This window comes from Sphingobium cyanobacteriorum (assembly GCF_030580935.1).
GTDB classification, from domain to species: Bacteria; Pseudomonadota; Alphaproteobacteria; order Sphingomonadales; family Sphingomonadaceae; genus Sphingobium; species Sphingobium cyanobacteriorum.
Genome location: NZ_JAUQOM010000002.1, coordinates 152,276 through 174,408 on the forward strand (window position 1 = coordinate 152,276; position 22,133 = coordinate 174,408).

At 67.0% G+C, this 22,133-nt stretch carries 26 protein-coding genes and 1 tRNA gene; 12 read left to right on the forward strand and 15 right to left on the reverse strand.

Annotation, left to right across the window (positions count from 1 at the left end):
• Window positions 1-57 precede the first annotated feature (57 nt).
• Window positions 58-372 (reverse strand): hypothetical protein, encoded by a 315-nt coding sequence (locus Q4610_RS05640; protein WP_304535023.1) that lies wholly within the window; start codon window positions 370-372, stop codon window positions 58-60.
• Between the two features lie 75 nt (window positions 373-447).
• Entirely contained in the window at window positions 448-957 is a 510-nt protein-coding gene (locus Q4610_RS05645) for a MarR family winged helix-turn-helix transcriptional regulator (protein ID WP_304535024.1), read from the reverse strand.
• Between the two features lie 125 nt (window positions 958-1,082).
• On the opposite strand from Q4610_RS05645, the gene Q4610_RS05650 reads away from it, so the two are divergent.
• Window positions 1,083-1,157: transfer RNA gene (locus Q4610_RS05650), tRNA-Gln, on the forward strand.
• 140 nt (window positions 1,158-1,297) lie between these two features.
• Here Q4610_RS05650 and purN read toward each other — a convergent pair.
• The gene (purN, locus tag Q4610_RS05655) at window positions 1,298-2,248 is read right to left on the reverse strand and encodes a phosphoribosylglycinamide formyltransferase (RefSeq protein WP_304535025.1); all 951 of its coding nucleotides are present in this window, start codon (window positions 2,246-2,248) and stop codon (window positions 1,298-1,300) included.
• Window positions 2,249-2,353: 105 nt separating this feature from the next.
• The gene (gene purM, locus Q4610_RS05660; protein ID WP_304535026.1) at window positions 2,354-3,448 is read right to left on the reverse strand and encodes a phosphoribosylformylglycinamidine cyclo-ligase; all 1,095 of its coding nucleotides are present in this window, start codon (window positions 3,446-3,448) and stop codon (window positions 2,354-2,356) included.
• A gap of 112 nt (window positions 3,449-3,560) precedes the next feature.
• Here purM and Q4610_RS05665 point away from each other — a divergent pair, with 112 nt between their 5' ends.
• From Q4610_RS05665 to Q4610_RS05680, 4 genes are read left to right on the forward strand one after another with little or no spacing between them, the layout of a single operon-like run.
• On the forward strand, window positions 3,561-4,883 hold the full coding sequence (locus Q4610_RS05665) for a heavy-metal-associated domain-containing protein (protein WP_425262529.1): 1,323 nt from the start codon (window positions 3,561-3,563) through the stop codon (window positions 4,881-4,883).
• Entirely contained in the window at window positions 4,880-5,533 is a 654-nt protein-coding gene (locus tag Q4610_RS05670) for an HdaA/DnaA family protein (RefSeq protein WP_304535028.1), read from the forward strand. The genes Q4610_RS05665 and Q4610_RS05670 overlap by 4 nt, the downstream gene beginning before the upstream one ends.
• A 3-nt stretch (window positions 5,534-5,536) precedes the next feature.
• Complete coding sequence (locus Q4610_RS05675) at window positions 5,537-7,675, forward strand: RNA degradosome polyphosphate kinase (RefSeq protein WP_304535029.1); 2,139 nt, start codon at window positions 5,537-5,539, stop codon at window positions 7,673-7,675.
• 6 nt (window positions 7,676-7,681) lie between these two features.
• Window positions 7,682-9,241 carry a Ppx/GppA family phosphatase gene (locus tag Q4610_RS05680; protein ID WP_304535030.1) on the forward strand — a complete coding sequence of 520 codons (1,560 nt, stop codon included), beginning with the start codon at window positions 7,682-7,684 and terminating at the stop codon, window positions 9,239-9,241.
• Between the two features lie 9 nt (window positions 9,242-9,250).
• Here the strand turns inward: Q4610_RS05680 and Q4610_RS05685 are convergent, their stop codons facing one another.
• A complete protein-coding gene (locus Q4610_RS05685; RefSeq protein ID WP_304535031.1) occupies window positions 9,251-10,567 on the reverse strand; it encodes a hemolysin family protein in 1,317 nt (438 codons plus the stop codon).
• 151 nt (window positions 10,568-10,718) lie between these two features.
• Between Q4610_RS05685 and Q4610_RS05690 the strand changes: the two genes are divergently transcribed.
• Window positions 10,719-11,399, forward strand: coding sequence for a YiaD family glycine zipper/OmpA-like lipoprotein (locus tag Q4610_RS05690; RefSeq protein ID WP_304535032.1), 681 nt, complete (start codon window positions 10,719-10,721; stop codon window positions 11,397-11,399).
• A 131-nt stretch (window positions 11,400-11,530) separates the two neighbouring features.
• Here Q4610_RS05690 and Q4610_RS05695 read toward each other — a convergent pair whose 3' ends face one another.
• The 9 genes from Q4610_RS05695 to Q4610_RS05735 form a co-directional block, all read right to left on the reverse strand.
• Entirely contained in the window at window positions 11,531-12,151 is a 621-nt protein-coding gene (locus Q4610_RS05695) for a MarC family protein (RefSeq protein ID WP_304535033.1), read from the reverse strand.
• Window positions 12,148-12,786: a YybH family protein gene (locus Q4610_RS05700; RefSeq protein WP_304535034.1), complete on the reverse strand. Its 639-nt coding sequence runs from the start codon at window positions 12,784-12,786 to the stop codon at window positions 12,148-12,150. Before Q4610_RS05700 ends, Q4610_RS05695 begins: the two co-directional genes overlap by 4 nt.
• Window positions 12,783-13,679 (reverse strand): bifunctional methylenetetrahydrofolate dehydrogenase/methenyltetrahydrofolate cyclohydrolase FolD, encoded by an 897-nt coding sequence (folD, locus tag Q4610_RS05705; RefSeq protein ID WP_304535035.1) that lies wholly within the window; start codon window positions 13,677-13,679, stop codon window positions 12,783-12,785. The genes Q4610_RS05700 and folD overlap by 4 nt, the downstream gene beginning before the upstream one ends.
• A complete protein-coding gene (locus Q4610_RS05710) occupies window positions 13,676-14,005 on the reverse strand; it encodes a DUF167 domain-containing protein (protein WP_425262539.1) in 330 nt (109 codons plus the stop codon). The genes folD and Q4610_RS05710 overlap by 4 nt, the downstream gene beginning before the upstream one ends.
• Before the next feature lie 8 nt (window positions 14,006-14,013).
• Window positions 14,014-14,328, reverse strand: a complete 315-nt coding sequence (locus tag Q4610_RS05715) for a YggT family protein (protein WP_304535036.1) — start codon at window positions 14,326-14,328, stop codon at window positions 14,014-14,016.
• Between the two features lie 45 nt (window positions 14,329-14,373).
• A complete protein-coding gene (locus tag Q4610_RS05720) occupies window positions 14,374-14,808 on the reverse strand; it encodes a helix-turn-helix domain-containing protein (protein ID WP_304535037.1) in 435 nt (144 codons plus the stop codon).
• Between the two features lie 58 nt (window positions 14,809-14,866).
• Window positions 14,867-15,784: an acetylglutamate kinase gene (argB, locus tag Q4610_RS05725; protein ID WP_304535553.1), complete on the reverse strand. Its 918-nt coding sequence runs from the start codon at window positions 15,782-15,784 to the stop codon at window positions 14,867-14,869.
• Between the two features lie 195 nt (window positions 15,785-15,979).
• Window positions 15,980-16,651 (reverse strand): queuosine precursor transporter, encoded by a 672-nt coding sequence (locus Q4610_RS05730; protein ID WP_304535038.1) that lies wholly within the window; start codon window positions 16,649-16,651, stop codon window positions 15,980-15,982.
• Window positions 16,652-16,943: 292 nt separating this feature from the next.
• Complete coding sequence (locus tag Q4610_RS05735; RefSeq protein ID WP_304535039.1) at window positions 16,944-17,567, reverse strand: c-type cytochrome; 624 nt, start codon at window positions 17,565-17,567, stop codon at window positions 16,944-16,946.
• A gap of 161 nt (window positions 17,568-17,728) precedes the next feature.
• Between Q4610_RS05735 and Q4610_RS05740 the strand changes: the two genes are divergently transcribed.
• The 6 genes from Q4610_RS05740 to Q4610_RS05765 all read left to right on the forward strand — a co-directional run bounded on the left by Q4610_RS05740 (window position 17,729) and on the right by Q4610_RS05765 (window position 21,652).
• Window positions 17,729-18,619: a prephenate dehydratase gene (locus Q4610_RS05740; protein ID WP_304535040.1), complete on the forward strand. Its 891-nt coding sequence runs from the start codon at window positions 17,729-17,731 to the stop codon at window positions 18,617-18,619.
• Between the two features lie 51 nt (window positions 18,620-18,670).
• Entirely contained in the window at window positions 18,671-19,399 is a 729-nt protein-coding gene (locus tag Q4610_RS05745) for a sterol desaturase family protein (RefSeq protein WP_304535041.1), read from the forward strand.
• A 71-nt stretch (window positions 19,400-19,470) separates the two neighbouring features.
• A complete protein-coding gene (locus tag Q4610_RS05750; protein ID WP_304535554.1) occupies window positions 19,471-19,824 on the forward strand; it encodes a DUF2141 domain-containing protein in 354 nt (117 codons plus the stop codon).
• Window positions 19,825-19,933: 109 nt separating this feature from the next.
• A complete protein-coding gene (locus tag Q4610_RS05755; RefSeq protein WP_304535042.1) occupies window positions 19,934-20,842 on the forward strand; it encodes a tetratricopeptide repeat protein in 909 nt (302 codons plus the stop codon).
• Between the two features lies 1 nt (window position 20,843).
• Entirely contained in the window at window positions 20,844-21,458 is a 615-nt protein-coding gene (locus Q4610_RS05760) for an LON peptidase substrate-binding domain-containing protein (protein WP_304535043.1), read from the forward strand.
• Window positions 21,459-21,466: 8 nt separating this feature from the next.
• A complete protein-coding gene (locus tag Q4610_RS05765) occupies window positions 21,467-21,652 on the forward strand; it encodes a Trm112 family protein (protein WP_304535044.1) in 186 nt (61 codons plus the stop codon).
• Between the two features lie 4 nt (window positions 21,653-21,656).
• Here the strand turns inward: Q4610_RS05765 and Q4610_RS05770 are convergent, their stop codons facing one another.
• The gene (locus Q4610_RS05770) at window positions 21,657-22,088 is read right to left on the reverse strand and encodes a RidA family protein (RefSeq protein WP_304535045.1); all 432 of its coding nucleotides are present in this window, start codon (window positions 22,086-22,088) and stop codon (window positions 21,657-21,659) included.
• Between the last annotated feature and the right edge of the window lie 45 nt (window positions 22,089-22,133).

Sequence of the window (22,133 nt, forward strand, 5' to 3'; positions counted from 1 at the left end):
ATCGGGTTTGTGATCGGGCGATCATGGGGGCAAAGCCCGCGCCTTGCGCCCCGCGCCTTATTCGTTGCGCAGGTCGCTGCCTGCCTTTTCCAGCGACGCGCCGACTTCGCGCTTGGCCTCGCCTGCCTCGCGCCTGGCGTCGGCCGCCGCCTCGTCGGTCGCCGCGTCGATCCTGTCCGCGCCATTGTCGATCGCGCGTCCGGCTTTATCCAGGCCCTTGTCGATCTTCGCGCCTGCATGATCGACCGCATTGCTCACATCATTGCCGATCGCCGATCCCGCATTTTCCAGATTGTCCTGCGCCTTTTCCGAACAGGCGGACAGGCCGGCGGCGGTCAGCAGGGCGGTGGCGGCAAGCATATATGTACGCATGATGGTTCCTCTTTCGACGCAAACGGGAAGCGGGATAAGCGCGCAAGCGGGCAGAAGGTTTCGCCCCTTGCGCGCTTATCCGCCGCGCAGCCCGAACACCATCGACCGATCCGCTTCGGGGATCAGCCCTTCCAGAACGCGCCAGAATCCGGTGACGGACCCTTGCCCCGCCTGCGCATAGGCGGCGGCCATCTTCTCGCGCAGGGCGCGGAACATCTCGGCCTCCAGCGTCTTGCCCGCCGGGCTCAGCCGCAGCAATTTCTGCCGCCGGTCGCTGGTCCCTGTCCGCGTTTCGATATAGCCGCGTTCGATCAGGTCGCTCAGCACGCGCCCCAGCGACTGTTTGGTGATCGCCAGCAATCGCAGCAATTCCTTGACGGTCAGATCGGGCTGGCGCGAGATGAAATACAGCGCGCGATGATGCGCCCGGCCCAGCCCCTGCGCCGCCAGCCCCTCGTCGATCGAGCGGGTCAGGGCGGAATAGCCGAAATAGAGCATCTCGATCCCCCGCCGTATCTCGTCCTCGCGCAGGAAGAGCGGGGATGCAGGCGAAATCTGGGCGGAAGGCGCGTTGGAAACCGACATGAAGGGCTATGATCCGGCGAAAGGGCAGAATGTATATTGGCGACATCAAACTGTGATGACTAGGCTTTCCTTTCGCCAATCACACGCTATATGGCGTCCCCACGCCGATGCACAGTCGGCCCTGCTGGGGCGTCGCCAAGCGGTAAGGCAGCGGCTTTTGATGCCGCCATGCGCAGGTTCGAATCCTGCCGCCCCAGCCAGTTTCCCTTTCCGTTCACTGTAAGCCCATGCATCGCCGGTCGGGAATGACTGCCGGGCCTGTACCTCCTGGCCGCGCACCCCAGGGCGATCGTCCGATACCGCCGTGCCGCCGCCCGGTCCCGCCTTTCCGCACGATGCCCTAAAAGGCGTCGGCGATATCCATCAGCCCCAGCAGCTTCTTCGGCGCGACCTGTCGCCAGCTTGCCCGCAGCCGCTGCGCGACATGCTCCCAGTCCGTGTCGCCCAGGTCGAGGCGGATGCCGATCCAGTCATTGCCGAAATAGGCGGGGCGGTAATAGCGGTCGGGGTCGGCCTCGATCAGGGTCGCCTGTTCTTCCGGCGCGGTGGTCTTGACCAGCACCGCGATGATGCCGTCGCCATGATGGTCGCGGGTGAAGTAAGCGAATTTCTTGCCCTTCACGATGCCGAAGCAGGGCATCCCGTGCGAGACGATCTCGTCCGCCTGCGGCAGGGCCAGCGCTGTTGCGCGCACCTTGTTCAGCAGCCAGCCGGGCTGGCGCTCGCGCGTGACGAAATCGGCCAGCGTGCGGGCATAAAGCTGATGTTCGGCGATCAGGATGCGCGCGGCCAGGGTGTCGGCGCTGTCGCCGGGCAGGATCGCCACCGGCGTCTGGGCCAGCACCGGGCCATCGTCCAGTTCCGCCGTCACGACATGGACCGAACAGCCCGCATGGCTGTCGCCCGCGTCGATCGCCCGCTGGTGGGTGTCCAGCCCCTTATATTTGGGCAGCAGGCTGGGGTGGATGTTGAGCATCCGGCCTTCCCATGCCGAAACGAACTCCGGCGAAAGCAGGCGCATATAGCCGGCCAGCGCGACATAATGGACGTCCGCCGCGCGCAGTTGCGCGTCGATGATCGCGTCGAATGCGGCGCGTTTCATCCCCTTGTGGCTCTGGCCGAAGGTGGCAATGCCCTCGGCGGCGGCCAGCGCCAGGCCGGGCGCATCAGGATCGTTGGCGGCGACCAGCACGATCTCATAGGGGCAGTCGTCTGCCTTCGCCGCGTAGAGCAAAGCCGCCATGTTGGAGCCACGGCCGGAGATCAGGACGCCGACTTTTGCCTTGGCCATTTCTCACACCCTCCCTTCGGTTCGAGCCTGTCGAGAACTATGCGCGCCGTTCTCGCCCTTCGACAAGCTCAGGATCTGCGAACCGAACGGGGGTGGGGAGGGCGCTCAGCCCAGATGCGTCGCCGACCAGTCCGCCCTGGCGCTCCACGTTTCGGTGGAGCCGCGCACGGTGCAGCCCTTGTCGCCTTCGCCGATGGCGCCGATGCGGAACACGGTTTCGCCCGCATCCTCCAGCGCTTTCGTGACGCCCGCGACATGGGCTTCGTCCACGGCCAGCACCATGCCGATGCCGCAGTTGAAGGTGCGCGCCATTTCTTCCGGCTCGATATGGCCCTGCGCCTGGAGGAAGGCCATCAGGCGCGGCTGCGGCCAGGCGTCGGCATCGACGCTTGCATGCGCGCCATCGGGCAGGACGCGGGGGATGTTTTCCAGCAGGCCGCCGCCGGTGATATGCGCCAGCGCGTTGATCATCCCGGCGCGGACCAGCGGCAGCAGGCTCTTCACATAGATTTTGGTCGGCGCCATCAGCGCGTCGATCAGCAGCACGTCCTGGTCGAAGATCGCCGGGCGGTCGAGCCGCCAGCCCTTGTCGGCGGCCAGGCGGCGGACCAGCGAATAGCCGTTGGAGTGGACCCCCGACGACCCAAGGCCCAGCAGCACGTCGCCCGGCCTCACCCGGTTGCCGGTCAGCGCCTTGGCCCGTTCGACCGCGCCGACGCAGAAGCCGGCGAGGTCATAGTCGCCCGGCGCGTACATGCCGGGCATTTCGGCGGTTTCGCCGCCGATCAGCGCGCAGCCCGCCTGGCGACACCCTTCGGCGATACCGGCGATGACACGCTCGGCAACGCCGCTCTCCAGCTTGCCGGTGGCATAATAGTCGAGGAAGAACAGGGGTTCGGCCCCCTGCACGATCAGATCGTTGGCGCACATGGCGACCAGGTCGATGCCCACGCCGTCATGGCGGCTATGGTCGATCGCCAGCTTGAGTTTCGTGCCCACGCCGTCATTGGCCGCGACCAGCAACGGGTCGTCATAGCCTGCGGCCTTGAGGTCGAAAAAGCCGCCGAAGCCGCCCAGTTCGGCGTCGGCGCCGGGGCGCCGGGTGGCCTTGGCCAGGGGGGCGATGGCCCGGACAAGGGCGTTGCCCGCGGCAATGTCGACGCCGGCCTTGGCGTAGCTGTAGGATTCGTTCTCGCTCATGGGGGAGCGCCCTAGAGCAAAGGCGCGCAAAACGGAACCTTCGATCTTGGCGCTATCATCCCGATGCCGTTCGGGCGTCGACTGCGCTCAGGGCGCACGGAGTAAGTTCGTGATGCGTTGGCGCTTGGCATCCTGGGCAAATCCCGCCAAAAGGGCGCGCGTGAGCCTGAGCCAGACCCTAACCCGCCCCGCAGCCTTCGTGCGCCTGCTCTCGCGGCCCGTCCAGATCCTGTTCGCCGTCGCGATCGGCCTCGCCGCCGCCGCGCTGTTCGCGCAGATGGAAGGGGAGCGGGGCGTGCCGCCGATCGCCAGCGGCGGCGATTTCGAAGTGCGCGGGGTGAAGGTCGATGTATTCGCCAAGGATGCCGACACCGCCCGCTATGCCGGCTGGCGCATGGCGCAGCGGCAGGCATGGCGGATGCTGTGGACGCGGACCCATGGCGGCGGCGGTGCGCCCGCCTTGTCCGATTCGCAGCTTGAGGCGATGATCTCCGGCATAGAGATCGACTATGAGCAGGCCGGGCCGAACCGCTATGTCGCGACGCTGGGCATATTGTTCGACCGCGCCCGCACCGGCGCGCTGCTGGGCGTCAGCGGCAATGTGATGCGATCCCCGCCGCTGCTGGTGATCCCGGTGCTGTGGGATGGTGGCTCCGCCGTCTCCTATGAGCGGGTCAATGAATGGCAGAAGGCGTGGGCGCGCTATCGCACCGGCGACAGCGCGATCGACTATGTGCGCGTTGCGGGATCAATCGCCGATCCGATCCTGCTGAACGCGGGCCAGACCGGGCGGCGCGGCCGCCTGTGGTGGCGGGTGCTGCTCGACCAATATGGCGCGGCCGATGTGGTGATCCCGATCGCGCGGCTGGAGCGGGCCTGGCCCGGCGGGCCGGTGACGGGCATCTTCACCGCGCGCTACGGCCCCGACAACAGCCTGATCGGCAGCGTCACCCTGCGCGCCTCCAACGACAGCGGCATCCCCCGGATGATGGACGAGGGCGCCCGGCGGATCGACGAACTCTATATCCGCGCGCTCAATGACGGTCGCCTGCGGCCCGACCCCTCGCTTATCATCGAGGAGCCGGTCGATCCCGACGCGCTGGCGATCGAGAATGCCGCCGAAGCGCCGGTCGAATCGCTGGAATTGCCGACCGCGCCGACCGCATCGGCGGGCGTCACCAGCTTCGCGATCCAGTTCGACACGCCCGATGTCGGGTCGATCGGCACCAGCGAATCGACCGTCCGGTCGATCCCCGGCGTCCGGTCCGCGACCACCAGCAGCCTGGCGCTGGGCGGCACGTCGGTCATGCAGGTCAGCTTCGATGGCAGCGTCGACATGCTGCGCGCGGGCCTCCAGGCGCGCGGCTTTGCCGTCGCTGTTTCCGGCACGACCCTGCGGATCACCCGGCGGCAGGGGCCTGCGCCATCGCAATGAGCCAGATCAGCCTGCCTTTCGACTGGCATGGGGCGACCGGGCATGGGGCATCGGGCACCGGCGATTTCCTGGTCAGCGACGCCAACCGTCTGGCCGTCGCCCATCTGGAGCGCTGGCGCGACTGGCCGCTGTCGGTGGGCGTGCTGATCGGCCCGCCCCTGTCGGGCCGGTCGACGCTGGCGCGTCATTTCGCGCGGCGGAGCGGCGGCGACATCATCGATGATGCCCAGGGCGTCGACGACCATCGCCTGTTCCACGCCTGGAACGAGGCGCAGACCACGCGCCGCCCGCTGCTGATGGTGGGGACGATGCCGCCGGTCTGCTGGGCCGTGACGTTGCCCGACCTGGCCTCCCGCCTCGCCGCGGTGCCCCATGTCGCGATCGGGCAGCCGGACGAGGCGCTGGCCCATGCGCTCATCTGCCGCGCCTTCGACCGCGCCGGGGCCAGCTATGCGCCCGATGTGCCCGACTGGCTGCTGCGCCGGGTCGAACGGCGCTATGACGCGCTTGCGCAGGTGACGGGGCTGCTCGATCGCGCCGCCCTGTCATCGGGCCGTAAGATTTCGGTCGCAATGGCAAAAGAAGCCCTGCAAGCGGCAGGCTTTCTGCCTATAGTCCCGCCCGCCCCCTCCACCGACCAGCGCGAGTAATCCGTGGCCGAAGCTGATTCCATCGCCAGCCTGGCGCCTGCCAGCGATCGCTATTTCAACCGCGAACTGTCCTGGCTGGCGTTCAACCAGCGGGTGCTGGAAGAGGCGATGAACCGCGCCCATCCGCTGCTGGAACGGCTGCGCTTCCTGTCCATCTCCGGCGCGAACCTGGATGAATTCTTCTCCGTCCGGGTCGCCGGGCTGAAGGGGCAGCAGTTGCAGGATGTCGACCTGCGTTCCGCCGACGGCCTCACCCCGGCGCAGCAGTTGAGCGCGATCACCGACGCCACCGCCACCCTGATGCGCGCGCAGCAGAAGGTGTGGGGGCTGCTCCATGGCGAACTGGTGGAGGTCGGGATCGAAGTGATCGGCCCGACGGCACAGATGGACCAGCCCTGCGCCAACTGGCTGCGCGATCATTTCCTGACCCAGATTTTCCCGATCCTGACGCCCCAGGCGCTGGACCCGGCGCATCCCTTCCCCTTCATCCCCAATGAAGGGCTGTCGATCATCTTCGATCTGGAACGCCTGTCCGATAAACAGCCGATCCGTGAACTGGTGATGATCCCGTCCCGCCTCGCCCGGTTCGTGCGCATCCCCGGCGAACCGGCCCGCTACATGGCGCTGGAGGCGGTGATCCGCCGCTTTTCCGCCGACCTGTTCCCCGGCTATCGCGTCCGCACCAGCGGCGTGTTCCGCATCATCCGCGACAGCGATATCGAGATAGAGGAAGAGGCCGAGGATCTGGTCCGCCACTTCCGCAGCGCGATCAAGCGCCGCCGGCGCGGCCGGGTGATCCGCATGGAGATTGAGGAGCGCATTCCTGAGCCGGTCGAGGACATGCTCCAGGACATGCTCCAGGGCCATGACGCCGTGGTGGTCGAAGTGGAAGGGTTCATCGGCATCGGCAACCTGTCCGCCATTGTCGACATCGATCGCCCGGACCTTAAATTCGAACCCTATGCCCCGCGCTTCCCCGAACGCATCCGCGAATATGGCGGCGACTGTTTCGCCGCGATCCGGGCCAAGGATATCGTCGTCCACCATCCCTATGAAGCGTTCGACGTTGTCATATCCTTCCTGAAACAGGCGGCGATCGACCCGGATGTGGTGGCGATCAAGCAGACGCTCTACCGCGCGGGCAAGCAGTCGGCGATCATCCGCGCCCTCATCGACGCGGCGGAGGCGGGCAAGTCCGTGACCGCCGTGGTCGAACTGAAGGCGCGGTTCGACGAGGAACAGAATCTGATGTGGGCCGACGCGCTGGAGCGTGCGGGCGTGCAGGTCGTCTATGGCTTCATCGACTGGAAAACCCATGCCAAGGTGTCGATGGTCGTCCGGCGTGAAGGCGAACAGTTTCGCAGCTACTGCCATTTCGGCACCGGCAATTATCACCCGATCACCGCGCGCATCTACACCGATCTCAGCTTCTTCACCGCCGACCCGGCCTACAGCCGGGATGCCGCCGCGCTGTTCAACTATATCACCGGCTATGTCGAACCGGCGCGGCTGGAAAAGCTGGTCATGTCACCCCGCGACCTGCGCGATACGCTGTGCCGGCTGATCGACGCGGAAATCGATCATGTCCGTGCCGGGCGGCCCGGCACCATCTGGGCCAAGATGAACAGCCTGGTCGACCCGACGATCATCGAAAAACTCTATGCGGCCAGCAATGCGGGCGTCCAGATCGACCTCATCATCCGCGGCATATGCTGCCTGCGGCCCGGCATGCCGGGCATGTCGGACAATATCCGGGTAAAGTCGGTCGTGGGCCGCTTCCTGGAACATAGCCGCATCGCCGTGTTCGGCAATGGCAAGGCGCTGCCCAACAATGGCGCGAAAGTCTATATCAGTTCGGCCGACTGGATGCCGCGCAACTTCGACCGTCGCGTCGAATTCATGGCGCCGGTCGAAAATGCGACGGTCCATGACCAGATTCTCGATCAGGTCATGGTCGCCAATCTGATCGATACGGAACAAAGCTGGTCGCTCGACAGCGATGGCCTCTACACGCGGCTGGAACCGGGCGACAGGCCGTTCAACCTGCACCGCTATTTCATGACCAACCCGTCGCTGTCCGGGCGCGGCGCCGCGCTGGACAATGCGGCGGTGCCGACCCTGCGCCTGCGCGGGAAGGGCTGAACGGCCATGAATTCGATGCTGAGCCGGGTCCGCGCTGTCGCTGAAAGCATGGCGACATCGCCGCAACCGGCGCACGCCCGCACCGCCATCATCGACATCGGCTCCAACAGCGTGCGCCTGGTCGTCTATGACGGGCCGCGCCGCATCCCCTTCATCCTCTTCAATGAAAAGGTGATGGCCGGGCTGGGCGCGTCGCTGGCGAAAACCGGTGCGATCGAACCGGACGCGATGGAGCGCGGCCTGCGCGCGATCGGCCGCTTCGCCCATCTGTGCCGGGCGATGAAGGTGACGGACATACGCTGCGTCGCGACCGCCGCCGTGCGCGACGCCACCAATGGCCATGACTTCATCGCCCGCGCCAGGGCGCTGGGGCTGACCGTCGAACTGCTGACCGGCGCGCAGGAAGCGATCGGCGCGGCGATGGGCGTGCTGTCGGGGATTCCGCATGCGGACGGCATCGTCGGCGATCTGGGCGGGGGCAGCCTGGAACTGGCGCGGGTGCGCGGCGGCGCGGTCGAACAGACGATCTCGCTGCCGCTGGGCGTGCTGCGCCTGCCCCAGATCCGGGCCAAGGGGCCACGCCTGCTGGAACGCACCGTCGCCAAGATGCTGGACAAGGCCGGGTGGCGGCCGGAACCGGACCTGCCCTTCTACCTTGTCGGCGGGTCATGGCGCGCGCTGGCCCGCTTCGACATGCAGCTCACCCATTTCCCGCTGCCGGTCGTGCATCAATATGAAATGACCGCCGCCCGCGCCGAACAACTGGCCCGCATCGTTTCCCATGTCGATCGCGCCCGGCTGAAGCAGATTCCGGCCATGACCGGATCGCGCGTGCCGACCCTGCCCGATGCGACCGCCCTGCTGTCGGTGGTGGTGCGGCAATTGAAGTCCAGCCGCCTGATCGTGTCGGCCTATGGCCTGCGCGAAGGGCTGCTGTACGAAAATCTGCCGCAGGATATTCGCGCGCATGACCCGCTGCTGGTCGCGGCCGAGGCGGAAGGGGAGGCGCAGGCCCGTTTTCGCGGCCATGGCGACCGCATCGACCGCTGGATCGCGCCGCTCTTTCCTGATGACGACGCGGCCATGCGCCGCATCCGTCGCGCCGCCTGCCTGCTCGCCGATGTAAGCTGGCGCGCCAATCCCGATTTTCGCGCCGAACGCGGGGTGGAAATCGCGCTGCACAGCAACTGGGTCGGCATCACCGCAGATGAACGGGCGATGCTGGCGCAGGCGCTGCACAGCCATTTCGGCGGCGGCGTCACCGCGCCGATGGGCCTTGACCGCATCGCCCGGCCGGATGCGTTGCGCCGCGCGGCGCTGTGGGGCCTGGCGATCCGCCTGGCGCAACGCCTGTCGGGCGGGGTGGAAGGGCCGCTGGCGGTGTCCCGGCTGGAACATCAGGGCGACCGCATCGCCCTCTATCTGCGCGACGATGATGTGGACCTGTTCGGTGAGGCGGTGGAACGCCGGCTCCGCCATCTGGCGCAGGCGATGGGGGTCAAATATCAGCTACTGGGCGGCCAGGGCCAGGGCCAGGAACAACGCCCGGAACAGGGCCAGCGATAGGATAAACCCCTATCGTTCCGTTACCAGCAGCTTGTCGATCTTGCGCCCGTCCATGTCGACGATTTCGAACCGGAACCCCTGATCGTCCACATAATCGCCCACTTCGGGCAGCCGCTTGAGCAGCCAGAGCGCATGGCCCGCGACGGTGGCGTAATCGCGATCCTCGGACAGGTCGATGCCGATCCGTTCGGCCAGTTGGTCGATCGGCATCTGCCCCGACACCAGCAGGCTGCCATCCTCGCGCTCCACCATGTCCGGCTCGTCATAGGCGTCGCGGTCGGACGCGAAATGGCCGGCGATGGCGGACAGCAGATCGGCCGGGGTCACGATCCCCTCGAAATGGCCATATTCGTCATGGACCATCACCATCGGCACGTCGGACCGGCGCAGCACTTCCAGCGCGTCCATCGCATCGACCTGATCGGGTACGACCTCCGCCCGGCGCATCAGCGATGCCAGGTTCAGCGGCTCGCGCCGGAACAGCGCGGTCATGATGTCGCGCGCCTGGACGATGCCGATAATGTCCTCCACCGACCCGCGCCCCACCGGCAGGCGGGTGTGCGGCGTGTCGAGCAGGCGGGCGCGAATCGTTTCTTCATCCGCGCCGATATCGATCCAGTCGACATCCATGCGCTGCGTCATCACTTCGCGCACCGGCCGGTCGGCCAGCCGCACCACGCCCGAAATGATCGCCCGCTCGCTTTCCTCGATCACGCCCGACTTGCTCGCCTCCGCGACGATCAGGTGCAGTTCCTCGGCGGTGACATGGCTTTCCGATTCGCGGGCCAGGCCCAGCGCCTTGAAGATCAACATGCTCGACGTGTCGAGCAGCCAGCCGATCGGCGCGGTGAAGCGGGCCAGCCACAGCATCGGCGTGGCCATCACCACCGCGATCGGTTCGGGCTTGCGCAGCGCGAACTGCTTGGGGACCAGTTCGCCCACGATCAGCGAGGCATAGGTGGTCAGGCCGATGACCAGTGCGAAACCCAGATTTTCCGCCGTATTCGCGCTCAGGCCAAATCCTTGCAGCCGCTCGCCCACCGGCCCGCCCAGGCTGGACCCGGAATAGGCGCCCGACACGATGCCGATCAGGGTGATGCCGATCTGCACCGTCGACAGGAACTTGCCGGGGTCGGCCGCCAGCGCCAGCGCGGTGCGCGCGCCCTTGCGCCCGGCCTTCTCCATCGCTTGGAGCCGTGGCCGGCGCGCGGACACGATCGCCAGTTCGGACATGGCGAACACGCCGTTCAGGGCGACAAGCGCCAGAATGATGACGAGATCGACCCAGGGAAAGGGCGTCGGCGTGTGGGGAGGGATCGTGGCCATGGTGGTCGGTTCAACGCTATAACGGCAAATCTTTCATTTTCACAACACTGCCATCAGCAAGAGTTCAGTTCGCATGTGGAACAAAGCCATGGCCTGGCCATTAATGCGGGCAGCCGTCTCTTACGGGCGCACAAGACAAGGGAACAGGATAATGAGGATTTCTCATCGCATCATCGGGGCGGCCAGCCTCGCCGCCATGCTCGCCACCACCGCCTGCACCACCGATCCGACCACGGGGGATCGGCGCGTGTCCAAGGCAGCGATCGGTGGCATCGGCGGCGCATTGGGCGGCTATCTGCTGGGCGACCTGGTCGGTGGCCGGCGCGACCGCACCGAAAAGATTCTGGGCGCGGGCATCGGCGCGGTCGCGGGCGCGGGCATCGGCGCCTATATGGACGCGCAGGAACGCAAGCTGCGCGAACAGACCGCCGGCACCGGCGTCGACGTGATTCGCGACGGCGACAATCTGCTGCTGCGGATGCCGTCGGGCATCACCTTTGCGACCGACAGTTCGGTGGTGCAGCCGCAATTCCAGCCGACCCTCAACGATGTCGGCGCGATTCTGGCGCAATATCCCAAAACCTATATCGACGTGCTGGGCCATACCGACAGCGACGGGGCGGACGCCTACAACCAGGCGCTGTCGGAACGCCGCGCCCGCTCGGTCGCCGATTATCTGGTGAGCCGGGGCGTCCAGTCCGCCCGCATCGCCACGCGCGGCTATGGCGAAACCCAGCCGATCGCCTCCAACGCCACGGCGGAGGGCAAGGCGTCCAACCGCCGCGTCGAAATCAAGATCGCCCCGGTGACGGAAGGCGACATGCGCGGCTGACATCAACCCTCCCCTGAAAGGGGGAGGGGGATCGGCGGAGCCGGTGGAGATGTGTCCCCCTGTCAATGGGGCGACACCCCTCCGTCCGGCGAACGCCTGCCACCGCCCCTGCCAGGGGCGGAATGCGCATCTCAAAAACTCGCCTTGATCCCGTCGATCACGAACTGCGCCGCCAGCGCGGCGAGCAGCACGCCCAGCAGGCGCGTGATCACCGCCTCGATCTTGCGCCCCAGCAGCGCCATCAGCGGCCCGGCGGCGATCAGCGCCCCCAGCATCAGCACCAGCGTCAGCATCACCGCGCCCAGCACGACGCCGCGTTCCGCCACGCCGTTGGCGCGCGACATCAGCAGCATGACCGTGGCGATCGATCCCGGCCCGGCGATCATCGGCATCGCCATCGGGAAAACCGACACATCCTCGACATGCGGTTCTTCGGTGCTCAGCTTGTTGGCCCGGTCCTCGCGCCGCTGGGTGCGCTTTTCGAACACCATGTCCATCGCGATCATGAACAGCATGATGCCGCCGGCGATGCGGAAACTGTCCAGCGCGATGCCCAGCACGCCCAGCAACTGCTTGCCCCACAGCGCGAACACCAGCAGGATCGCGGTCGCGATGCCGACCGCGCGGATCGCCATCGCCCGGCGCTGGGCGGCACTCGCGCCATTGGTCAGGCTGGCATAGATGGGCGCGCAGCCCGGCGGGTCGATCACCACGAACAGGGTGACGAAGGCGGACAGGAACAGGGCGATCATGATCCGGCCTCCACTCTGTCGTCGATCACGGTTTCATAGGCGGCGCCGGTCCACATCTTCACGGTGACATGGCGGCTGTTGTCGGCGGCGACATCGGCGGTCCAGACCAGGCTGTCGTCCGGGGGCGGGGCCACGCCCCTGGCCGGCGGGCCGTCAGGACGCGGCGCGCCCTTGCAGGTCGCGACCTTGCCGGTCAGGAATTCCGGCACGGCCCGCGGCGCGCTCAGCCTGTCGCCATGGTCGAGTATCCATTGCCAGCCGCCTTTTTTGTCGCGCCGCCAGATCGTCGTGAAATAGCCGACCGACCCGTCCGGTCGCGTCCAGTTGCCGGTGCTGGCGGCCAGATCGCCGCCACAGGCGACATAGACGATCGCGGGCGACCAGCGCACCGACGCGGGCGGATCGGCCCGTTTCTTCAGCCAGTCCTGCGCCAGCACCCGCTGCGGCACGAACATCACCGCGTCGGGCGCGGCGGTCGCGCGAAAGGCGGTCCATTGCCCCTTGTCCTGCGCCAGCCGGTTGAAGGCGATCTCGGCGGCGATGACGCTGCTGGGATCGGGCTGGAAACGCAGCGGCGCCTTCGCGGCGACCAGCGCCGCCGCGCCCGCGATCAGCAGCGTCCAGCGCGCCTTCACAGCCCTTCCGGCTTCGCGAGCCCCGCGCGGGCATGGGCCGCGACCAGCGTGTTGCGCAGCAGCACCGCGATCGTCATCGGTCCCACGCCGCCGGGCACCGGCGTGATCGCGCGGACATGGGCCAGCGCTTCGGCGGTGGCGACATCGCCGACGATGCGGCTCTTGCCCTCTTCCTCGATATCCGCGACGCGGTTGATGCCCACGTCGATCACGGTCGCGCCCGGCTTGATCCATTCGCCCCGCACCATTTCGGGCCGGCCGACGGCGGCGACGACGATATCGGCGCGGTGGACGACGCTGGCCAGGTCGTGGGTGCGGCTGTGCGCGATCGTGACGGTGCAGCTTTCGGCCAGCAACAGTGCCGCCATCGGCTTGCCCACGATGTTGGATCGGCCGATGACCACCGCCTCCAGGCCCGACAGGTCGCCCAGCTCATCCTTCAGCAACATGATGCAGCCCATCGGCGTGCAGGGCACCAGCGCTTCCTGCCCGGTGGCCAGGCGCCCGGCATTGACGACATGGAATCCGTCGACATCCTTGGCCGGGTCGATCGCGCCGATCACGGCGGCCTCGTCAATATGCCTGGGCAGCGGCAACTGGACCAGGATGCCGTCGACCCGTTCGTCCTGGTTCAGTTCCTCGATCAGGTCGAGCAGGTCGTCCTCGCCGATGCTGTCGGGGCGCTTGAATTCGAAACTCTCCATGCCGGCCGCCACCGTCATCTTGCCCTTGGACCGGACATAGACGCTGCTGGCCGGGTCCTCGCCCACCAGCACCACCGCCAGTCCCGGCTTGCGCCCGGTCGCCTGGACGAAGCCGGCGACGCCATTGGCCACCTTGTCGCGCAGCCCCGCCGCGAACGCCTTGCCGTCGATGAGCTTGCCGATGGTCATGTCAATTCTACCCATGTTTCGATGAGGGCGACGAGGCGCGCGCATGCGTCGCCACCCCCGCCGGTGATGCGCAACCGCTTTAGCCGGTTGGTGTCGCCCGATTCCAGCAAAATCGCGCTCCTGGGCCAATCCAGCCGTTTCGCCAGCAGGGCGATGAGGGCGCTGTTGGCCTTGCCCTTTTCCGGCACGGCGCGGACGCGCGCGGACAGCCAGCGCGCGCCCTGCGCGTCGGTCCAGCCGCCGCCAATGGCCTCCTTCGCCGATCCGGGGGTCAGCCGGACGCACAGCAGCAGGTCGTTGCCGGCCTGGCTCCAGGCAGAGGGCAGGGCTGGGGTCAGGCCGCCGCCCGCATCAGCGCCGCGAACAGGTTCTGGCGCACCGGCCCCTGCAGGATGATGACCGCCAGCAACACCACCATCGGCGACAGGTCGAGCATGCCGAGGTCCGGCAGGATCTTGCGCACCGGGCGGTAGAGCGGCTCGGTCATCCGGTCGAGCGCATAGAGGCCGTTGCGGACATATTCGTTGGACGTGTTGATCACGTTGAACGCGATCAGCCAGCTCAGCACCGCCTGGACGATGATGATCCACCAGACCGCTTCCAGCACGATATAGATGATGCCGTTCAGGGCGTTGAGTAGTTCCAACAAGCTACCGGCCTTCCATGCTGCGCTGCCGCGAATGTGATGGCATATCTAGCGGGGGAGGCACCCGGCCACAAGCATCCGGCGCAGCCTTATTGCACCATCGCGCAAATGGTTGGGCGGCCAGGTCCATGGCGACATCGCCTTGCCGCTGACGGTCCGGTCAGGCGAGAATCTGGATGCCGTGCTTTTCAACGATCGACAGGAGCTTGAGCGTCCCCCGCTCGGCTTCTTGGCCCCGCTTTCCCATTTTTCCACTGTGCTTTCGCTGGTCTTGAGGTGGCGGGCGAACACAGGCTGACTCACCTTGTTGTGCTCGCGCAGCCGCTTGATTGCGTCGGGTGCGATCACAGGTGGCTTGGTCAGGCAGGCTTCATCGACATGGCGCATCATGGCCTTGTCGATGAAGCCGACGCGATACATGCCAGCGGCGGCACCATGGATCGCGTCGAAAGCGTCACTCTTGAATTTCGTTTGCGCGGTCATGTGCCTATCTCCATTATCGCGCGTGCCTCCAGTTCCCGCGCGATCTGATGGCCCGCCCTTATTTCCGCACCAATGTACCCGCACCGCGATCGGTGAAGATTTCCAGCAGCATCGCGTGCGGCACCCGGCCGTCCAGGATGACGGCGGCGTCCACGCCGCCCTCGACCGCGCGAACGCAGGTTTCCAGCTTGGGGATCATGCCGCCGCTGATCGTGCCGTCCGCTTCCAGCCCGTGGATGGCGGCGGGGTCGAGGTCGGTCAGCAACTGGCCCTGCTTGTCGAGCACGCCCGCCACGTCGGTCAGCAGGAAGAAGCGCGCGGCCTTCAGTTCCGCCGCGATCGCGCCGGCCATCGTGTCGGCATTGACATTATAGGTATGGCCGTCCGTGCCGATGCCCACCGGGGCGACGACCGGGATGATGCCGTCCTGCGCCAGCGTGTCCAGGATGCGGCGATCGACCGACACCGGATCGCCGACGAAGCCCAGGTCGACATTGCGCTCGATCCCCGAATTGGGGTCCGCCTCGCGCTTGCCCAGCACCTTTTCGCACAGGACCAGGCCCCCGTCCTTGCCCGAAATGCCGACCGCCCGGCCGCCCGCGCCCGCGATCCAGCCGACGATTTCCTTGTTGATCGATCCGGCCAGCACCATTTCGGCGATCTTGGCGGTTTCCGCGTCGGTGACGCGCAGGCCGCCGACGAACTGCGATTCGACGCCCAGCTTCTTGAGCATCGCGCCGATCTGCGGCCCGCCGCCATGGACGACGACGACATTGATGCCCACCGCCTTCATCAGCACGACATCCTCGGCGAAATCGCGCGCCGCTTCGGGGTCGCCCATGGCGTGGCCGCCATATTTGACCACGAAGGTCTTGCCCGCATAGCGCTGCATGTAGGGCAGGGCCTCGACCAGGGTTTCGGCCTTCGCGAGGAGCGCGGGTTCAGGTGCGTGCTTGCTGTTCATGCGCGCGCGCATAAGGCCAAAGGGTGGGCCGGGCAAGGTCATGCTGCATCTGCGGGCGCGCGCATGCGCCGGAAAAGGAACGGGACGGACGATTTCTGGCGGGCTATTCCATTAGTTAGCTAACTAATGGAATAGCCCGCAAAGCGTTTCAGTTGTTCCACTCGCTGTCAACTTTGCCGGCGCGGATGGGCGGCGCGGGCCGGGCCGTCAGCGGTCCAGCCGCCGGCCCAGCGCCACCAGCAGATAGATGACCGGCGGCACCAGAATCGCCGACAACAGCACCTTGGCCAGCATCTGCCCCAACAGCAGCTCGCCGATCGGGAACACCCCGTAAAAGGCGATCGTCACGAACAGCAGCGTGTCGACAATCTGCGACAGGATGCTGGCGGTCGCGGCGCGCAGCCACAGCAGGCGGCCGCCCTCCCGCCCTTTCAGCGCGGCGAACAGGGTGACGTTCAATGTCTGCGAAATGCCATAGGCGATGATCCCGCCCGCCCAGATGCGGGGCGTTCCCCCCATCATCATGGCAAAGGCTTCGGCGCGCCTGGGGTCCATGTCACCGGCGGGCGGCGCGGCGAGCACGACGACCGACAGCGCGATGGAGGCGATCAGCGGCAGGAAGCCGATTCGCACCAGCCGGGTCGCGACGCCGCCGCCGTGCAGTTCGGCGACCGCGCTGCTGATCGTGACGAGCAGCAGGAAGGCGAAGATGCCCGCCTCCACCGCCAGCGGTCCCAGCCCCACCATCGGCCCGATCGCGGACAAGGGGCCAAGCGCGACCTGCTTGTTTCCCAGCACCCCGGCGATGCAGACCATGCCGCCATAGAAGATCGAAAAGGTGAAGAGCGAAGGGCTGATGGGCGCGCGGCTGCTGGTCATGGCCAGCCCTTATCGGGAATCATGGAATGGGGAAAGATCAAGCTGGCTCCGCGCCCGCGCGCCCGATCGGGTCCGGCCTTCGCCGGGGCGGCGCATCCCCTGGTCGCGACCGGCACGCCATCCCGCCGCCCTCGCGCGCCCGGAAGCGCGGGCGACAAAGCCGGCGGCCATGGCGTCGCGCTCATGGGCGCGGCTGCGGTCATGCTAATGCAGCAAGGCCCGGTCGTCGGGCGCGGCAAGCCAGCGCCGCGCCCGTCAGATCGGCGATTGCGGCCTGTTTGCCGCGCCCGCCTTACTCGCTGGCGTTGGCGGCGTTCGCGGCCGGGGCTTCTGCTGCATTGGCCGCATTGCCCGCTTCGGCGGCATTGGCGCCTTCGGCCGCCGGGGCGGCATCGGCGGCGGGCAGCGGCAGGTTGGCCCCCTGCGTGTTCAGCCAGGCGATCAGGTTGGCGCGATCGACCGGATTGCCCAGGCCCGCGAAGGTCATCTTGGTGCCGGGCGCGAATTCACGCGGGCTTTTCAGCCAATGGTCGAGATTGTCGAAGCTCCATTCGCCGCCCTTGCTCTTGAGCGCGTCGGAGAAGGCGAATCCGCCCTTGCCCTGGCCGATCGGTTCGCCGACCGTGCCGTACAGATTGGGACCGATGCCGTTGGCGCCGCCCTGATTGACCGTATGGCATGCGGCGCATTTGGCGAACACCTTCTCGCCCGCGGCAACGTCCGCGCTGGCCAGCAGGGTGTTGAGGCCGGGGCCGCTGTCGCCGCCTTCGCCCTCGGCTTCGACGCCTTCGATGGCATAACCCATTTTTTCGGGCCGTTCCGAATGATAATATTTGGAACTGACGATCCCACCACCCAGGGCGACGATGCCCGCAAACAAAGCCCAGCCCGCCATTGTATTGAAACGATCGCCCATCTCGCTTGACTTCCCTTGCTTTTTGCTATGGCGGCTGTCAGTCGCGCCCCCTCTTGTGGGCTGCCATAATCGGGGACACGCGGAGGCGCAAGCCAGCTTCAACCCGATTGCGCGCATATGCTTGCGTGTTTGGGGCTGAAACCTTAAGCGCGCCCATATTCATGGAAAATTATCCCACCCCCGCCCGCGTCATCGTCGCGGACCTCGCCGCCAGGGCCGCTGCCGATCCGGCGCGCGCCATCGCCTATCAGGGCGCGCCTGGCGCCAATTCGCACCTGGCCGCACTGGGCTATGCCCCCGATTGCGTGCCCTTGCCCTGTTTCGCGTTCGAGGATGCGATTGATGCGGTGCGCGGCGGTCAGGCGGCCCGTGCGATCATTCCGATTGAAAACAGCCTGCACGGGCGGGTGGCGGACATGCATTTCCTGCTGCCCGAATCGGGCCTGTCGGTGATCGACGAATATTTCCTGCGCATCCGCCACTGCCTGATGGCGTCGGACGACAGCCCGGTGAAAAGCGCGATCAGCCATCCGCAGGCGCTGGGCCAGTGCCGCCATTATCTGCGCGAACGCGGCATCCAGCCGGTCGCCTATGCCGATACGGCGGGCGCGGCGGCGCTGGTGGCGGAAAGGCGGACGCCGGGGGAGGGCGCGATCGCCCCCTATCTGGCGGCGGAGCTTTACGGCCTGCGCCTGGTGGCCGAGAATATCGAGGACAGCGACGATAATATGACGCGCTTCCTGGTGCTGGCGCGTGAACCGAAAATGCCGGTCCCCCATGTCGGCCCGGTGATGACGACCTTCCTGTTCGAGGTGAAGAATGTCCCCGCCGCGCTCTACAAGGCGATGGGCGGTTTCGCGACCAACGGGGTCAACATGACCAAGCTGGAAAGCTACCAGCGCGGGGCGAGCTTTGCCGCGACCGAATTTTTCTGCGATATCGAAGGGATGCCGGGCGACCCGGCGGTCGACCGGGCGCTTGCCGAACTGGAATTCCACACCAAATGGGTGCGGCAACTGGGCTGTTACCGCCAGGCGCGGCCGCGGACCTGACGGACGCTGCTTCGGCTTTCGCAGCAGCACGATCCCGCCTATAGCCAACCCATGGTCGCAGCTATCCTCCTGTCCGCGCTGGCGATGAGCGCCATCGTGGGCATCCGCTATCTGCTCGCGAGCGGCGGCTTCGCGCTGGCGACCCGGCTGCGGCAACCGGGCCTCTACAAAGGGCTGGAAAGCCAGATGGGGCGGGAAATCGGCTGGTCGCTGCTCTCCGCCTTCATCTATGGCGTGCCGGCGGGCATCGTCGCCTGGGGCTGGCAGGCGCGGGGCTGGACCCGCATCTACAGCGACGTGCACGCCTGGCCGCTCTGGTGGCTGCCTGTGTCGGTGCTGCTCTATCTGGCGGCGCACGACACATGGTTCTACTGGACCCATCGCTGGATGCACCGGCCCGCGCTGTTCCGCGTCGCCCATGCCGTCCATCATGCCAGCCGCCCGCCGACCGCCTGGGCGGCGATGAGCTTCCACCCGTGGGAGGCGCTGACCGGCGCGGTGGTGATCCCCGCGCTCCTGTTCCTGATCCCGATCCATGTCGGCGCGCTGGGCGTCGTGCTGACCATCATGACGGTCATGGGGGTCAGCAACCATATGGGCTGGGAGATGTTCCCGCGCTGGCTGGTGCGCGGGCCGCTGGGCGGCTGGCTCATCACCGCCAGCCATCACCAGCGGCATCATGATCTGTATGCCTGCAATTACGGCCTCTATTTCCGCGTCTGGGACCGCCTGTGCGGGACTGACAAGGGGCTGGGCGATTTCGTGAAGGGCAAGGCGTGAGGATTGCACTGCTGGCCGTGGCCGCGGCGCTGACGATCGCGGCCGCGCCGGCCGGGCCGCCATCGCTGGACATGGTGCTGGACGGGCTGCGATCGACCAGGGGGCAGGTCATGGTCTGCGTCACCCGGTCGCCCGCCTATTTCCCCGATTGCAGCAAAGACCCCGACAGGCGCCATGTCAGCGTCCCGGCGGGGCGCGGCCCGATTGCGCTCGGTCCGGTCGCGCCGGGCACCTACGCCATCGCCATCATCCATGACGAAAATGGCAATGGCCGGCTCGACACCTTTGCCGGCATCCCGCGCGAAGGGGTGGGCTTTTCCCGCAACCCCGCGATCCGCTTCGGCGCGCCCAGCTTCAAATCGGCCAGCTTTCCGGTCGCGGGCGCGCCTGTCACCCAGGTGATTCGGCTCAAATATTTCCTCTGACGCGCGATCACCGTCTTTCCGCCCGCGCGACTTGCACCTGAGGGGTGACGCCCCACATAAGGCGCTGTATGACGGCGGCCGATTGACCGCATGGCAGGAGACAAGAAGCGTGGCGACCCTGGGACTGAGCGACACCGACAAGGCGGCGGTGGAGGCATTTCGCCGTGATGTGGTGGAGCCGTCGCGCACCAGTCTGGTGATCGTCGACTTCTGGGCCGAATGGTGCGGCCCCTGCAAGCAACTGACCCCGGTGATCGAAAAGGTCTGCGCCGATTACGCGGCCAAGGGGGTCAAGCTGGTCAAGGTCAATGTCGACGACAATGGCTTCATCGCCAGCCAGTTCCGCGTCCAGTCGATCCCGACCGTCTATGCCGTGTTCCAGGGCCAGCCGGTCGCCGACCTGTCGCAGGCGCGGACCGAAGGGCAGCTCAAGCAATATCTCGACCAGTTGCTGGCGCAATTGCCGATCGAATCGGACGAAAAGGCGCAGTTGCAGGAAATCGCCCCGCTGATCGCGATGGGTGAGGAACTGCTGGCCGGCGGCGAGGATGAACGCGCCGTGTCGGTGTTCGGCCAGATTGCCGAGATGGCGCCCGACAATGTCGAGGTCGCCTCCGGCCTGGCCCGCGCGCTGGTCGCGCTGGGACAACTGGACGAGGCGGAGGCGGTGCTGGCCGCGTTGCCGCAGGACGTGAAGCATGTCGCGATCGATCAGGCGCGCGCCGCCATCGCGCTGGCCCGCGATGTCCGCCCGGTCGCCGACCTGTCGGGCGTCGCGGCCAAGGTCGCGGCCGATCCCGACGATCATGACGCACGCTTCGAACTGGCCGGCGGGCTGATGGCCAATGGTGACCGCGATGCCGCGGCCGACGCGCTGCTGGAGATCGTGCGGCGCGACCGCGCCTGGAATGACGGTGCGGCGCGCGCGCAACTGCTCAAGATTTTCGATGCGGTCGGGCTGGAAGATCCCTGGGTCTCGGCGCAGCGGCGCAAGCTGTCGCAGATCCTCTTTTCCTGACATGCCCACCGCCCGCGTCTCGATCTTTCCCCTGTCCGGCGCGCTGCTGCTGCCGGGCATGGACCTGCCGCTGCATGTTTTCGAGCCGCGCTACCGGGCGCTGATCCATGATGCGATGGCGCGCGACCGGCGCATCGGCATGATCCAGCCGCGCGGGCCAGGCGCCGTACCGCCCCTGTTCGACATGGGGTGCCTTGGCCATGTCAGCCATATCGAGGCGCTGGACGATGGCCGGTTCAACATCATCCTGACCGGCATCACCCGGTTCCGGGTCGTGCGCGAATTGCCGGTCGCGACGCAGTTCCGCCAGATCGAGGCGGATATCGAGCAGGCGCCACAGGCCGACGAGGTGCTGCACGCGGTCGAGCGCGCCGCGCTGGAACAGGAATCGCGCCGCTTTGCCGAACTGTTGGGCTATGTCGTCGACTGGACCGCCGTGTCGCGGCTGGACGATACCGCGCTGGTCAACGGCATCGCCCAGATCGCGCCCTTCGACCCGGCGGCCAAGCAAACCCTGCTGGAGGCCGATACATTGTCGGAACGGTCGGAACGGATCATCCAGTTGATGCAGATCGTCGGCCGGATCGAGCGCGACGGCGGGACGACGATGCAGTGAAGGATGCCGTGACGGGGGAGGCCGCGCCGATCGATCCCTGGCTGCTGGCGAAGCTGGTCTGCCCGGTGACGCGCACGCCCCTGCGCTGGGACGCGGCGCGCGCCGCGCTGGTGTCGGACGCTGCCGGGCTGGCCTTCCCGGTGCGCGACGGCGTGCCGGTCCTGCTGGTGCGCGAAGCTGTGGCCATCGCCTGACCGTTCAGGTGAACGCGGCAATGCATTCCACTTCCAGCGGGGCGCCAAGCGCCAGCCCGTCCACGCCAAAGGCGCTGCGCGCGGGCAGGCGTTTCCCTTCGAAATAGGGAAGATAGGCGGCGTTGAAGCGCGGCCAGTCGGCCATGTCATCCAGCATGACCGTGCATTTGACCACATGGCCAAAGTCGAGGCCATTGTCGGCCAGGATCTTGCCGATCGAATCCATCGCCCCCTTCACCGCCGCGTCGAACCCTTCCTTGTGCACGTCCATCCCCTGGGGCACCTGGCCGATCTGGCCGGAAAGGTAGAGCAGATCACCCACCCGCACGGCGGGCGAGAAAGGCAGCTTGGCGGGCATGGCCTGGGGTGCCGGGGCGGGCTGGGCCAGCGCGGGGCTGGCGGACAGCAGCAGGGCGGTGGCGAGAAGGCGGGTCATGTCTTTTTCCGTCCGGCAATCGTCAGGCACCGTTCCCCGGAACGG

Coding starts and splice junctions, on each gene's coding strand:
- Q4610_RS05680 (WP_304535030.1), top strand. CDS start 7,682: ATGAATTCGATGCTGAGCCGGGTCCGCGCTGTCGCTGAAAGCATGGCG.
- purM (WP_304535026.1), bottom strand. CDS start 3,448: ATGAGCGAGAACGAATCCTACAGCTACGCCAAGGCCGGCGTCGACATT.
- Q4610_RS05720 (WP_304535037.1), bottom strand. CDS start 14,808: ATGACCGCGCAAACGAAATTCAAGAGTGACGCTTTCGACGCGATCCAT.
- argB (WP_304535553.1), bottom strand. CDS start 15,784: ATGCGCGCGCGCATGAACAGCAAGCACGCACCTGAACCCGCGCTCCTC.
- Q4610_RS05745 (WP_304535041.1), top strand. CDS start 18,671: ATGGTCGCAGCTATCCTCCTGTCCGCGCTGGCGATGAGCGCCATCGTG.
- Q4610_RS05750 (WP_304535554.1), top strand. CDS start 19,471: ATGGTGCTGGACGGGCTGCGATCGACCAGGGGGCAGGTCATGGTCTGC.
- Q4610_RS05645 (WP_304535024.1), bottom strand. CDS start 957: ATGTCGGTTTCCAACGCGCCTTCCGCCCAGATTTCGCCTGCATCCCCG.
- Q4610_RS05665 (WP_425262529.1), top strand. CDS start 3,561: ATGCGTTGGCGCTTGGCATCCTGGGCAAATCCCGCCAAAAGGGCGCGC.
- Q4610_RS05685 (WP_304535031.1), bottom strand. CDS start 10,567: ATGGCCACGATCCCTCCCCACACGCCGACGCCCTTTCCCTGGGTCGAT.
- Q4610_RS05760 (WP_304535043.1), top strand. CDS start 20,844: ATGCCCACCGCCCGCGTCTCGATCTTTCCCCTGTCCGGCGCGCTGCTG.
- Q4610_RS05690 (WP_304535032.1), top strand. CDS start 10,719: ATGAGGATTTCTCATCGCATCATCGGGGCGGCCAGCCTCGCCGCCATG.
- Q4610_RS05770 (WP_304535045.1), bottom strand. CDS start 22,088: ATGACCCGCCTTCTCGCCACCGCCCTGCTGCTGTCCGCCAGCCCCGCG.
- Q4610_RS05740 (WP_304535040.1), top strand. CDS start 17,729: ATGGAAAATTATCCCACCCCCGCCCGCGTCATCGTCGCGGACCTCGCC.
- purN (WP_304535025.1), bottom strand. CDS start 2,248: ATGGCCAAGGCAAAAGTCGGCGTCCTGATCTCCGGCCGTGGCTCCAAC.
- Q4610_RS05695 (WP_304535033.1), bottom strand. CDS start 12,151: ATGATCGCCCTGTTCCTGTCCGCCTTCGTCACCCTGTTCGTGGTGATC.
- folD (WP_304535035.1), bottom strand. CDS start 13,679: ATGACCATCGGCAAGCTCATCGACGGCAAGGCGTTCGCGGCGGGGCTG.
- Q4610_RS05640 (WP_304535023.1), bottom strand. CDS start 372: ATGCGTACATATATGCTTGCCGCCACCGCCCTGCTGACCGCCGCCGGC.
- Q4610_RS05670 (WP_304535028.1), top strand. CDS start 4,880: ATGAGCCAGATCAGCCTGCCTTTCGACTGGCATGGGGCGACCGGGCAT.
- Q4610_RS05735 (WP_304535039.1), bottom strand. CDS start 17,567: ATGGGCGATCGTTTCAATACAATGGCGGGCTGGGCTTTGTTTGCGGGC.
- Q4610_RS05730 (WP_304535038.1), bottom strand. CDS start 16,651: ATGACCAGCAGCCGCGCGCCCATCAGCCCTTCGCTCTTCACCTTTTCG.